General features: G+C 67.8%; 12 protein-coding genes. 2 read left to right on the top strand and 10 right to left on the bottom strand.

Going from position 1 to position 12,213, the window contains the following annotated elements; all coding sequences use genetic code 11:
• Positions 1-2: 2 nt before the first annotated feature.
• From rfbC to DX912_RS10660, 6 genes are all read right to left on the bottom strand, one after another.
• Positions 3-560: a dTDP-4-dehydrorhamnose 3,5-epimerase gene (rfbC, locus tag DX912_RS10635; RefSeq protein ID WP_115842488.1), complete on the bottom strand. Its 558-nt coding sequence runs from the start codon at positions 558-560 to the stop codon at positions 3-5.
• Entirely contained in the window at positions 557-1,441 is an 885-nt protein-coding gene (gene rfbA / locus DX912_RS10640; RefSeq protein WP_115842489.1) for a glucose-1-phosphate thymidylyltransferase RfbA, read from the bottom strand. The genes rfbC and rfbA overlap by 4 nt, the downstream gene beginning before the upstream one ends.
• 9 nt (positions 1,442-1,450) lie before the next feature.
• On the bottom strand, positions 1,451-2,503 hold the full coding sequence (gene rfbB / locus DX912_RS10645; RefSeq protein ID WP_115842490.1) for a dTDP-glucose 4,6-dehydratase: 1,053 nt from the start codon (positions 2,501-2,503) through the stop codon (positions 1,451-1,453).
• 44 nt (positions 2,504-2,547) lie between these two features.
• Positions 2,548-3,051 carry a single-stranded DNA-binding protein gene (ssb, locus tag DX912_RS10650; protein ID WP_115842491.1) on the bottom strand — a complete coding sequence of 168 codons (504 nt, stop codon included), beginning with the start codon at positions 3,049-3,051 and terminating at the stop codon, positions 2,548-2,550.
• Between the two features lie 140 nt (positions 3,052-3,191).
• Positions 3,192-3,506 (bottom strand): DUF5076 domain-containing protein, encoded by a 315-nt coding sequence (locus DX912_RS10655; protein WP_115842492.1) that lies wholly within the window; start codon positions 3,504-3,506, stop codon positions 3,192-3,194.
• Positions 3,506-3,790 (bottom strand): hypothetical protein, encoded by a 285-nt coding sequence (locus DX912_RS10660; protein WP_147298629.1) that lies wholly within the window; start codon positions 3,788-3,790, stop codon positions 3,506-3,508. Before DX912_RS10660 ends, DX912_RS10655 begins: the two co-directional genes overlap by 1 nt.
• A 142-nt stretch (positions 3,791-3,932) precedes the next feature.
• On the opposite strand from DX912_RS10660, the gene DX912_RS10665 reads away from it, so the two are divergent.
• Complete coding sequence (locus DX912_RS10665) at positions 3,933-4,949, top strand: polyprenyl synthetase family protein (RefSeq protein ID WP_115842494.1); 1,017 nt, start codon at positions 3,933-3,935, stop codon at positions 4,947-4,949.
• Positions 4,950-4,994: 45 nt separating this feature from the next.
• Here DX912_RS10665 and murD read toward each other — a convergent pair whose 3' ends face one another.
• The 3 genes from murD to DX912_RS10680 are packed head-to-tail and all read right to left on the bottom strand — an operon-like array spanning position 4,995 to position 10,331.
• On the bottom strand, positions 4,995-6,398 hold the full coding sequence (murD, locus tag DX912_RS10670) for a UDP-N-acetylmuramoyl-L-alanine--D-glutamate ligase (protein WP_115842604.1): 1,404 nt from the start codon (positions 6,396-6,398) through the stop codon (positions 4,995-4,997).
• A gap of 1 nt (position 6,399) precedes the next feature.
• Positions 6,400-7,761 (bottom strand): UDP-N-acetyl-alpha-D-muramoyl-L-alanyl-L-glutamate epimerase, encoded by a 1,362-nt coding sequence (gene murL / locus DX912_RS10675; protein ID WP_115842495.1) that lies wholly within the window; start codon positions 7,759-7,761, stop codon positions 6,400-6,402.
• Complete coding sequence (locus DX912_RS10680; protein ID WP_233433562.1) at positions 7,758-10,331, bottom strand: bifunctional aspartate kinase/diaminopimelate decarboxylase; 2,574 nt, start codon at positions 10,329-10,331, stop codon at positions 7,758-7,760. The genes murL and DX912_RS10680 overlap by 4 nt, the downstream gene beginning before the upstream one ends.
• 184 nt (positions 10,332-10,515) lie before the next feature.
• Between DX912_RS10680 and DX912_RS10685 the strand changes: the two genes are divergently transcribed.
• Positions 10,516-11,397, top strand: coding sequence for a PhzF family phenazine biosynthesis protein (locus DX912_RS10685; RefSeq protein ID WP_115842497.1), 882 nt, complete (start codon positions 10,516-10,518; stop codon positions 11,395-11,397).
• A 97-nt stretch (positions 11,398-11,494) separates the two neighbouring features.
• On the opposite strand, the gene DX912_RS10690 is transcribed toward DX912_RS10685, so the two are convergent.
• Complete coding sequence (locus DX912_RS10690) at positions 11,495-12,130, bottom strand: glycine zipper 2TM domain-containing protein (RefSeq protein WP_115842498.1); 636 nt, start codon at positions 12,128-12,130, stop codon at positions 11,495-11,497.
• Positions 12,131-12,213: the final 83 nt, after the last annotated feature.

Raw genomic sequence — 12,213 nt, forward strand, 5'->3', positions numbered from 1 at the left:
CCTCATGGGACGTACACCGGCAGGCGGTCTTCCGGGATCTCGTCCAGGAACGGCGCGCGCGCATCCTTGTCGGACAGGGCGACATCGGACATGGGCCAGTCGATGCCGAGCGTCGCGTCGTTCCAGCGAACGGCGGCATCAGCAGACGCGTCGTAGGTTTCAGTGCACAGGTACGTGAACACCGCGCGCTCGCTGAGCGTCACGAAGCCGTGCGCGAAGCCTTCTGGAATCCAGAAGTGGCGCTTGTTTTCGGCATTGAGCAGCACCGCGGTCCAGCGGCCGAACGTCGGGGATCCGCGTCGGATATCCACCGCCACATCCCAGACCTCGCCCTCGACCACCGACACATATTTGCCCTGCGGCTTGGGCCACTGGTAGTGCAGGCCACGCAACACGCCGCGACGCGACGAGGACACGTTGCCCTGCACGAACGTCGGCTTGATCCCGGCATCGCCGAGCTTGTCGAGGTTGAAGGATTCGAAGAAGAAGCCGCGGTCGTCGCCGAACACGCGCGGCTCGATCACCACGCAGCCTGGCAGATCGGTCTCGATGATCTTCACGGCACCGGCCCTCGTTCGGCCAGGCTCATCAGGTACTCGCCATAACCATTCTTCGCGAGCGGGCGCGCGAGTTCGTTGAGCTGTTCGGCCGTGATCCAGCCGTTGTTCCAGGCAATTTCCTCAGGGCAGCAGACGCGCAGCCCCTGCCGCGCCTCAATGGTCTCGATATAGTTCGACGCCTCCAGCAGCGACTGGTGCGTGCCCGTGTCCAGCCACGCGTAACCGCGGCCGAGCTGCTCGAGGTGCAGCGAGCCTTCGTCAAGGTAACGGCGGTTGAGATCGGTGATTTCGAGTTCGCCGCGCGGCGAAGGCTTCAGTTCGGCGGCGAAGTCGCTCGCACGCCCGTCGTAGAAATACAGGCCCGTGACCGCGTAGTTGGAGCGCGGCACGGACGGCTTTTCTTCCAGGCCAACGACCTTTCCGGATGCGTCGAACTCGGCGACGCCGTAACGCTCCGGATCCCGCACCCAGTAGCCAAAGACGGTCGCGCCAGACGGCCGTTCGTCGGCACGCTTGAGCATCGCCGTCAGGCCAGGACCGTGGAAGATGTTGTCGCCGAGCACCAGGCAGCTCGGCCCGCCCGCGAGGAACTCGCGGCCGATCAGGTACGCCTGTGCAAGCCCGTCCGGGCTGGGCTGCACGGCATACTCGATGCGCATGCCCCATTGCGAACCATCGCCGAGCAGCGCCTTGAACAGGGCCTGCTCGTGCGGCGTGTTGATGACCAGGACTTCCCGGATGCCGGCGAGCATGAGCACGCTCAGCGGGTAGTAGATCATCGGCTTGTCATACACCGGCAGCAGCTGTTTGCTGATGCCCTTGGTGATGGGGTAGAGGCGCGTGCCGCTACCACCCGCCAGGATGATGCCTTTACGGTCCATGTGCCTTCCTCAGCCCTGTCCGATGCGCTCGAGGCGATAGCTGCCGTCCAACACGCGCTTCACCCACGGCTGGTTCTGGAGGTACCAGTCCACGGTGAGGGCGATTCCCTGTTCGAAGGTCACCGTCGGTGCCCATCCCAGTTCGCCCTTGAGCTTGGAGGCGTCGATGGCGTAACGGCGATCGTGTCCGGGGCGATCGGCGACGAAGGTGATCAGGGACTCGCGCGCGCGGCCATCGGCAAGCGGCTGCCGCTCGTCCAGCAGGCGGCAGATCGTCTGCACGACCTCGAGGTTCTGGCGCTCGGCATCACCACCGACGTTGTAGGTCTCGCCGATGCGACCGGCTTCCAGGACGCGGCGGATCGCCGCGCAGTGATCGCCAACGTAGAGCCAGTCACGCACGTTGCGGCCATCGCCGTACACCGGCAGCGGCTCGCCGGCCAACGCGCGGGCGATGATCAGCGGAATGAGCTTTTCGGGGAACTGGTACTGCCCGTAATTGTTCGAGCAGTTCGTCGTCAGCACCGGCAAGCCATAGGTGTGGTGGAACGCGCGCACCAGATGATCCGACGCCGCCTTGGACGCCGAGTACGGCGAATTCGGTGCGTACGGTGTTTCCTCGGTGAACTTGCCGGTCTCGCCGAGCGTGCCGTAAACCTCGTCCGTCGAAACGTGCAGGAAGCGGAAGGCATCGCGGCCGGCGGCATCGAGCGATTTCCAGTAGTCGCGCGTCTTCTCCAGCAGGCTGAGCGTTCCCACGACGTTCGTCTGGACGAACGCCGCCGGACCGTCGATCGACCGGTCGACGTGGCTCTCCGCCGCGAAGTTGATCACGGCGTCGGGGCGATGCTCCTTCAGCAATCGCTCGACGAGCGCAGCATCACCGATATCGCCGTGGACGAACACATGCCGCGGATCGTTCTCCAGCGACGCAAGCGTATCGACATTGCCCGCGTACGTGAGCGCGTCGAGGTTCACGACCTTGATGTTGCGCTGGACCGCATCCAGCACGAAGTTGCCGCCGATGAAGCCGGCGCCGCCTGTCACTATCCACGTAGCCACTGAAACTCCTTTCAAATCCCAAAAGCGCAAAAAAACGAGGTGGCTCAGAACGGAATGTCGTCGTCCGCGAAGTCGTCGTTGAAGCTGCTCGACTTGGCCGGGGGCGCCTCACGACGAGGGGCTGATTCCTGGCGCGCCGGCGGACGCGACGAACGCTCGCCACCGCCACCGCCGCGGTATTCACTGCGGCTACCGCCGCCACCCTCGCCGCCCGGACGACCGCCGAGCATCTGCATCTCGTCGGCGATGATGTCGGTGGAGTAGCGCTCCACGCCGTCCTGGCCGGTGTACTTGTCGTAGCGGATCGAGCCTTCGACGTAGACCTGGCTGCCCTTGCGCAGGTATTCGCCGGCGATCTCGCCGAGCTTTCCGAAGAAGGTCACCCGGTGCCACTCGGTGCGCTCCTGGGTGTTGCCGTCGCGGTCCTTGCGCACGCTGGTCGTCGCCAGGCGGGCCTTGGTCACGGCCATGCCGCCCTGGGTGTACTTGGTTTCGGGATCGTCGCCCAGGTTGCCGACCAGGATCACCTTGTTGATGCCGCGTGCCATGGGAGTGCCTTCCCCTCTTATGTGTGCTTCGTCTGGAGGCCGGGCACGAAAGCGCGATGCGGGCGTGCCGGCAGGGGAAGCATCATAACAGCCGCCCGTCGTCCGCCACCGAGGCGAAACCGGGACGCGGCCGTGGGGAATCACATGCGCGTCAGGTCGCCGAAGCGGCAGGCGAAGGCGAGGAACATGCTGGCCCGGATGTCGGATTCCGGCTCCCCCGTGCGTAGGGCATACCGCTCGCAGGCGTGGCTGAACAGGTCGGCCAGCAAGGCGCCGAAATCCGAGGGTTCGCCCTCGATGGCCGGGCACACGCTCATCGCCAGGCTGCGGTCGACCGCCCAGAGCCGCAGCAGTTCGAACGAGGCGGGGTCGTCGTTCGCGGCCGCGGGCATCGCCAGCGCCTCCCGTGCGAGGACCTTCTCCTGGCTTTTGCGCCGGATGGGGCGGCCGGCCATCAGGCGTTCGCTCCGCCGATGGCCGAGGAGCGTGGCGGACCGAGGCGCCGCAGCACTTCGTCAAGCTCCACATCGAGCTCCTGGCACGCGGATCCGACAAGACGCGTCGTCCCGGAGAGATAACGATCCAGCGTCCGCGCCACGGCATCGAGCAGCGTTTCGCGACTCGCGCCGCTGAGGCCGCGCAGGCTGCGCTCGATCACGTCCACGTGCCGCAAACCGGGCCACTGCGGAACAGCCACCGGGGTTATCGCGTCGGCGGCGGCATTGTGTCGTGTGCTCATGGGCGGTCCAGTGGCGGTGGCGATGCGGGAATCGAAACCACAGGTTGGAACCGGCCACCGGACGGGACCATCGGAACTGTCCGAAAAATCCTCGCCGCGAATGCGCCCGTATAATCCAGGGCCCCTCACACGCGGTTCGCCCATGCCACCCAGTCCGACGACGACCCCGGCCGTCCCCGACCTGGCCACCATCCAGGACCTGGCCCGTCGGGACATGGCGGCGGTGGACGCGCTGATCCGGCGCCGGCTGGCTTCGGACGTGGTGCTGATCAACCAGGTCGCCGAGTACATCGTCGGCGCGGGGGGCAAGCGCCTGCGACCGATGCTGCTGTTGCTGGCGAACGGAGCCCTGGGCGGCAGCGGCGGGCGCGGCATCGGCGAGCACGCGCACCAGCTCGCCGCGGTGGTGGAGTTCATCCACACCGCGACGCTGCTACACGACGACGTCGTGGACGAATCCGACCTGCGCCGCGGCCGCAAGACAGCCAACGCGGTATGGGGCAACGCGGCCAGTGTGCTGGTCGGCGATTTCCTGTACTCGCGCAGCTTCCAGCTGATGGTCGAACTGGAACGCATCGCCGTCATGCAGATCCTGGCCGACACGACCAACCGCATCGCCGAAGGCGAGGTATTGCAGCTGCTGCACGTGCGCAATCCCGACACCGACGAAGCCGCCTACCTGCGCGTGATCGAACGCAAGACCGCCGTGCTCTTCGCCGCCGCCACGCGCCTGGGTGCGCTGCTGGCCGACGCGGACGAAGTCACGTGCGAGGCGTTGCACGATTACGGCATGAACCTCGGCTACGCGTTCCAGATCGCCGACGACGTGCTCGACTACGCCTCAGACGCCGCGACGCTCGGCAAGAACCTCGGCGACGACCTCGCCGAAGGCAAGGCGACGCTGCCGCTCATCCACGCGATCGCGCACAGCAACGAGGCCACGCGTGCGCGCCTGCGCCACGCGGTCGAACACGGCGACACCGGGGCGATGCCCGACGTGCTGGCGGCGATCCACGCCACTGGCGGCCTCGATTACAGCCGTCGTCGCGCGCAGGAGTACGCGCAGGCCGCCGAGCACGCGCTCGATGGCCTGGACGAGAACGACTACACGCTCGCACTGCGCGGGCTGGCGCGTTATGCGGTGAGCCGCGACCACTGACCGCGCGGGTGACGCGCGTGGCACAACACCACGCGCGAGCAGAACTCAGGCGATTCCAAGCCCCGGAATCGTACTGATCATCTCCGGATCGAAACCCGCCAGTTCGGCGAAGTGGCGCCCGCGCGCCACGTAATCGCGATAGGCGCCGAAACTCGGCGCGCCGGGCGACAGCAGCACGACGCCCTCCCCGCCCAGCGCCGCGCGCGCCTGCGCCATCGCGTCGTCCAGATCGACCGCTTCACCAAGCACGAAGCCGCCCTGCGCCGCGACCGGCTCCAGCAGCGCGTGGATGCGCGGTCCGTTCTGGCCCATCGTGACGATCGCCACCGGCGCATGGGTGCGCATCGCGTCGGCGAAGTCTTCCCACGGCAGGCCGCGATCGTGTCCGCCGACGAGGATCGCGACACGGCGCGACGCGAAGCAGTCCAGCGCCGCGAGACTCGCATGCGGCGTCGTGCTGATGGAATCGTTGACGTAGGTAATGCCATCGCGCGTGCCGATCGTCTGCAGGCGATGCGGCAGCGGTCGGAAGCTCGCCGCATGCGGCGCAAGCGGCACCGCATCCAGACCCAGCGCCTCGATCGCTGTCAGCACCGCGCACAGGTTCCCGCGATTGTGGCGACCCGGCAGTGGCAGCGCGCGCGTGTCCATGACGAACGCCTCGCCGCGATACAGATCGTCCTCGCGCAGGTGCCAGCCATCGCGATGTCCGAACCAGCGGACGTCGCTTGCGCTCAACGTCGCGCCGAGCTGCGCGAGCCGCGGGTCGTTCGCGTTGAGCACGGCGATGCGCGGCTGCGCCTGCGTGACGAGCTTCAGCTTGTCCTCGACGTAACGCTCGTGCGATCCATGCCAGTCGAGATGCTCGGGGAAAATGTTGAGGACGACCGCGATCTCCGGTCGCACGCCAGCCTGCGCGACGTCGCCCGTCTGATAGCTCGACAGCTCGATCGCCCAGAATTCCGGCGCGATGTCCGGCTCCAGGGCTTCCAGCAGCGGCAGGCCGATGTTGCCGGCGAGCGCGGTGACATGGCCGCCGGCGCGCAGCAAGTGTGCGAGCAGCGCCGTCGTCGTGCTCTTGCCCTTCGTGCCGGTGACGCAGATGGTGTCCGCGGCGACGCCGTCGGCACCGGCGTGTTCCGCAAACCACAACGCCGTACCGCCGATAAAGCGCGTGCCCTGCTCCGCCGCGGCGACGGCTTCGGGCTTGTACGGACTGATGCCCGGCGACTTCACCACGACGTCGAACGCCGACAGCCGCGCTGCGGACGCATCGGATTCGGCGACAAGGTTCGCGTCGTTCAACGCAGCCGCTTCGGCGGCTTCGGCCGTCGAGCAGAACAGCGTCAGCGGCAGCGACGGCAGCCGTGCGCGGATCGCGCGATACGCCGCGCGCCCTTCGCGCCCCCAGCCCCAGAGCGCGACCTTGCGACCGTCGAGCGAGGCGATGTCAGGCGGCGAACTGCGCACGCAGGCGTTCCCACAGCTTGGCCGGGATGCGGTGTTCGTCGTCGATCACGAGCAGTGGCTCGATGCCGAGTTCCTGCGCGTCCAGCTGCGGGCGGATCTCGTGCGCGAAGCGGTCGACCAGCGCGTCCTCGCGCCATTCCGGACGGCCGGCCAGCGCGGCCATCGCCGCACGCGATTCGCGCCCTTCGCCCACGCATTCAAATGGCTTGTGGTTCTGGTATTCCAGCAGCGCGTCGAAGCCGGGGATCTGCGCCGGATCGTCGAGCAGGTTGCGGCCAAAGATGCCCATCAGGCGCGGCTTCGGCATGAACGGCGCGAGCGCGAGGAACACGAAGTGGCACTTCGGGCACACGCCGCACCAGCGACTCGCCGGACGCTCGCCAAGAATGTGGAAGTTGCGGTTGCAGCTGCTGAAGTGCGCGTCGTAGCGGTCGGTCTTCGCGAACTGGCGCGCGACGGCGAGCTCGCTGAGCGGGCGCAGCAGCGAGTAGTAGTGCAGGTCCGCGGCGACGTGGCGCTGCACGTATTCGCCGAATGCGCGTTCGCACTCCCAACCCTTCGACCACTGGTGGTTCACTTCGCCCGTGCCTTCGATGACGCTGCCGTAGCTGGCCGAGCGTTCGTTCGAGAACACCACCTGGTCCACGCCCAGCAGCACGGCGGCGAAGACCATGATCGCGGAGTTCAGCACCGTCACCGGAATGTGGCCGTTCCACGCACCTTCGCGGTTGTAGTCGAACAGCTGCGGCGCCAGTGCGCGGCCGAGGTTGAGCGTCGGCAGGCCCGTGCGTTCGGCGCACGCGCGGATCAGCTGCGAGCCGCCGATCCACGTCACCGTCTGTTCGACGCCCAGCGTGCGCAGCGCTTCGATGCTGACCAGCGAGTCCTTGCCGCCGCCGATGGCGACGAGAGCGTGTTCGCGCAGGCCGAGTTTCGGCGACGTCGCATTGCCCTGCTCCGCGACCGGGAACTGGATCTTCCCGTGCAGGTTCAGGCCATTGCGATACGCGAACTCGCCCAGGCCGTTGACGTAGATCAGCTCCAGCAGCGCGGCGGTGTCGGCATCTATCGCGTACGAGTCGATGCGGATCTCCGACGGCACCGCGGCCTTGTAGTAGCTCACGCCGGCGATCAGGTGCAGCAGGCGCAGCGCGCGCTCCGCGGCGGCCGAACGCTCGGGATCGAGCGCGAACGGCGCACCCGGCACGGTGATCGTCTCGATCATTTCCGGGCCGTCGTCGAAGGCGTACACCAGCTGCGCGACGCCCGTGTCCGCGTCGAATCCGCAGCGCACGAAACGGAACGCGCCGATGGCGTCGCGGTTGAATTTCCACTCACTCATTCGATTGCTTCCTCGGCCGGAAGGGCCCGCAGGTTGTAGGTGTTGGCCATCGCCATGCCGTATGCGCCGGCGTCGGCGACCAGGATCACGTCGCCCTCGGCGGTATCGGCCGGCAGCGTGCGGCCGCGGCCGATCACGTCGCTGCTCTCGCAGATCGGACCGACCACGTCGAACACGGCGGTGTCGCCGTCGCGCGACAGGTTGAAGATTCCGTGGTACGCCTCGTACATCGCCGGGCGCATCAGTGCGTTCATGCCGCCGTCGCAACCGACGCGGCGCACGCCGTCCTTCTCGACGACCTGCGTCGTGGTCAGAAGCAGCGCGCCGCTTTCGGCGACGAGGTAGCGACCGGGCTCGATGACCAGGCCGTAGCGCGGATACGCGGCCTTGATCTCCTCCAGCCCCGCGCGCCACAGCGGCAGGTCGAACTGCGGCGCTTCGGGCGTGTACGGAATCGGCAAACCGCCGCCGATGTCGATGGTCTCGATCGTGCCGATGCCATCGGCCAAGCCGGCCAGGTGCGCGTAGACGCCGCGCCAGTGCTGGGGATCCTCGATGCCGCTGCCCAGGTGCGCGTGCAGGCCGCTGATGCGGATGCCGAGCTTGCGCGCCTCCTCGACGAACGCATCGAAGCGCGTCATCGGCAGGCCGAATTTCGCCGCTACGCCGCCGGTCTTGACCTTCTCGTGGTGGCCTTCGCCATGGCCGAGGTCGATGCGCAGCCAGATCGTGCGATTACGGAACACGTCCGGCCAGCGCTGCAGCGCTTCGATGTTGTCGAGTGTGACGATGATGCCGCGCTCGAACGCCGCCTCGTACTCGCGACGCGGCGCGAAGCTCGGCGTGAACAGCACACGGCTGGGCGTGATGTGCGGCAACGTTGCGAACACATGGTCGAACTCGCCCTGCGACACGCACTCCAGCCCGAAGCCCTCGCCGACCAGCGTGCGCAGGATCTCCGGATGCGGATTGGCCTTGATCGCGTAGAAGCAGCGATCCACCGCACTGGTCGCGCTGAGCGAACGCGCGCGATCGCGCACCGTCGCCAGGTCGTAGACATAACGCGGCGTGCCCTGCGCGGCGAGCGAAAGCAACTGCTCGCGACGACCGCGCCACCACGCCGGCGCACGCTGCGGCGCGCCGAACGCGATCTCGCGCCAGCTCGGGCCGAACACCGTCGCATCGCGCACGGGCATGGCGCGCGAGCGGATGAGTTCGGCGTGCAGGTGCGGCAGCAGGCCTTCAGCGTCGGCTTCGTCGATGACGAAGGTGAGGTTGAGATCGTTCGACGACTGCGAGATCAGGTGCACGTGCTGGCGGCCGAACGTCGCCCAGATGTCGGACAGGCGATGCAGCAGCGAGCGCATGCCGCGACCGACCAGCGTGATCGCCGCGCACGGCGCGATGACCTTAACGCGGCAGATCTCGGCGAGGTCCGCACTCAGCGCTTCGAGCACGTTCGTCGTGACCAGGTTCTCGCTGGGATCCAGCGACACGGTGACGTTGGTCTCCGACGAACCGATCAGGTCGATCGACAGACCGTGGCGCTTGAAGCGTTCGAACACGTCGGCGAGGAAGCCGACCTGCTGCCACATGCCGATGCTTTCCATCGACACCAGCACGATGCCGTTGCGGCGGCTGATCGCCTTCACGCCCGGCACCGTCGCGGCGGTCGCGTCGATGCGCGTGCCGGGCAGTTCGGGGCGTTCGGTGTCGAGGATCGCCATCGGCACGCCGGCGTCGCGGCAGGGTGCGATCGATCGCGGATGCAGCACCTTCGCGCCGGTCGTCGCGATCTCCTGCGCTTCGGCGTAATGCAGACGCGTGAGCAGTCGTGCTTCGGGCACGTCGCGCGGGTTGGCGCTGAACATGCCAGGGACGTCGGTCCAGATCTCGACGCGCTGCGCTTTCAGCAACGCACCGAAGTACGCGGCCGACGTATCCGAGCCACCGCGGCCGAGGATCGCGGTGCTGCCGTCGCCATGGCGCGAGATGAAGCCCTGCGTGATCAGCGCGCGCGTCGGCTGCGTGGAGAAACGCTCGCCAAAACCGTCGCCGTCGAGTCGGCAATTCACCGACAACCGCTGCGACCACGCGCTGGCGTTGGGCAGCGACACCGCATCGAGCCAGTCGCGTGCATCGCACCAGCCGAAATCCAGGCCCTGCGACCGCAGGTACGCGGCGCCAAGCGTGGACGAGAGCAGCTCGCCCTGTGCGAGCACTTCCGCCTGCCAGTCGAGCGGACGCGTCACGACGCGCGCATCGGTGCCGAGCGCCTGCAACGCGGCGAGGCGCTCGCCGAGCACGGTGTCGGCGTCCAGGTCGAGTTCGCCACAGAACGCGCGATGGCGTTCGACCAGCGCGGCGATGCGTGCGTCGACGTCGTCACCATTGGCGATCGCCTGCAGCTCGTTGGTCACGCCCGACAGCGCGGAGACCACGACCAGCACGCGGACGCCCTCATCGGCCATGCGTTTTCCGGCGAGGCGTCCGATGGTGTCCCAACGGTTCCGACGGGACACCGAGGTGCCGCCGAACTTGAGTACTACCCAGCGATTCGCTTCCGCCACTGCAACGGTTCCTTTGATGAGGTTTTGGTGTCTGGTGATGATGGGATGGAATGTGGTTGCCGCCGAAACCATGCCGGCGCGGGGCCGTCACGGAAACTAGAATGGCGCGCCGCGCCTGCATGGGCGGATGTCGCACCGTAAACTCCGCGATTCTAGTCGAATATTCCACTCGGACCCCCGCCGAATGACGCTTCGCCGCTACCTGCAACTGGATGTGTTCGCCGACCGGCCCGGTGCCGGCAATCCGCTGGCCGTCGTGCTGGACGCTGAGGGCCTGGACGACGCCCGCATGCAGGCCATCGCCCGCTGGACGCGCTTGCCCGAAACCACCTTCGTTTTCCCGCCCACGCAGCCCGGCGCGGCCTATCGCGTGCGCATGTTCAGTCCGCGGCGCGAAGTGCCGTTCGCGGGGCATCCGAGCGTGGGCACGGCGCACGTCGTGCTCGACGCGGGGCTGGCGGAACTCGTCGACGGCCAGATCGTGCAGGAAGGCGCGGCCGGAACGCTTCCGCTGTCGGTCGAAGGCAGCGGAACGACGCGCACAATCGCGGTGCGCACGCCGCGCGCGCGGGTGGTGGAGGTTGCCGAAACGGGCGATGCGCGCCTGACGGCGGCGCTGGCCGCACTGGAGCCGGGCGCGTTGCCGCCGGCGCTGATGGACGGCGGGCGCCGCTGGTGGCTCGCCGAAGTCGCCAGCGAATCGGCGCTGCGCGACGCGACGCCGGACTGGGACGCCATCGCGCACCTGGCCGAAACCACCGAAACGATGGGACTGTGCGCCTTCGCCCGCGCCGATGCAGGCCGCGATTACGACCTGGTCGTGCGTGCATTCGTCGGCGCGCCGGCTCGGTTCGAGGACGCCGCTTCGGGCGCGGCCAACGCCACGCTCGCCGCGTGGCTCAAGCACAACGACGCCCTGCCCGGCACCGGCGGTCGATACACGGTGAGCCAAGGGCGCGAAGTCGGTTTCGATGCCCGCCTGCAGTTGCGCGTGGATGCGGACGGCGAGGTGTGGTCCGGCGGACAGGTGTGCAACGTCGTGCGCGGGACGATCGACTGGGCCTGAGAAAGGCTCCCTGCAGTTTGATAGCCCGGGTTACGACTCAGGCTTTACGCGTCCTGCCCGGGTGCCCTTCGCCCACCCGGGCTACGACGAAACCCGATTACTCCGGCGTGACGTTCACCCGCACGCGGATACGGTCGCCGGGGTCGTAACTCGTGCGCGTGGTATAGGTGCGACCGGCGTACTCGTAGGTGACGTCGTAGGCGCTCGCGTTACGGCTGCCGTTGCGCGAGGAGTAGTAGCCGTCGCCTTCATACACGGGATCGCAGACCCGCACGGTGCCGACGCGTTCGCGCTGCGCCTGGTTCTGGTCGTAGATCTGCCGGCCGGCCATGCCGCCGACGACGGAGCCAATCGCCGACGTCGCATACCGCGCGCTTCCGCCACCGATCTGGCTGCCGACGGCGGCGCCGACGATGGTGCCGACGATCGTCGAGACCGTGCGTCCGGTCTGCGTTCCCGACGGATACGAGCTTCCGCCGTACGGATCGCCGCCGCTGTAATAGCCGTCGTTGCGATAGCCGTCACCGCCGACGTAGGTCGGGCGCTCGTAGCAGCGCTGCTGCGGCGCACTGGTTTCGTAACGGTCGAACACGGGATCGACGCGGACAACGCGCGCGTAGTCGCTGCTGCTGGTCGAACCGTACTGGGGATACGACTGCGGGTAGGACTGCGCGTGCACCGAACCGCTCGCGGCGGCGGCCAGCGCGAGGGAAGCGACGATCAGGCGATTCATGGGGAGGCTCCGGCGCCGGAAGGGCGTGCGCGCATCGTCCGGCCGCCGCGGGCAATGGGTGCTGAATCCACGCCTTCACATGG

This window comes from Lysobacter soli (assembly GCF_003382285.1).
Taxonomy (GTDB): domain Bacteria; phylum Pseudomonadota; class Gammaproteobacteria; order Xanthomonadales; family Xanthomonadaceae; genus Lysobacter_J; species Lysobacter_J soli.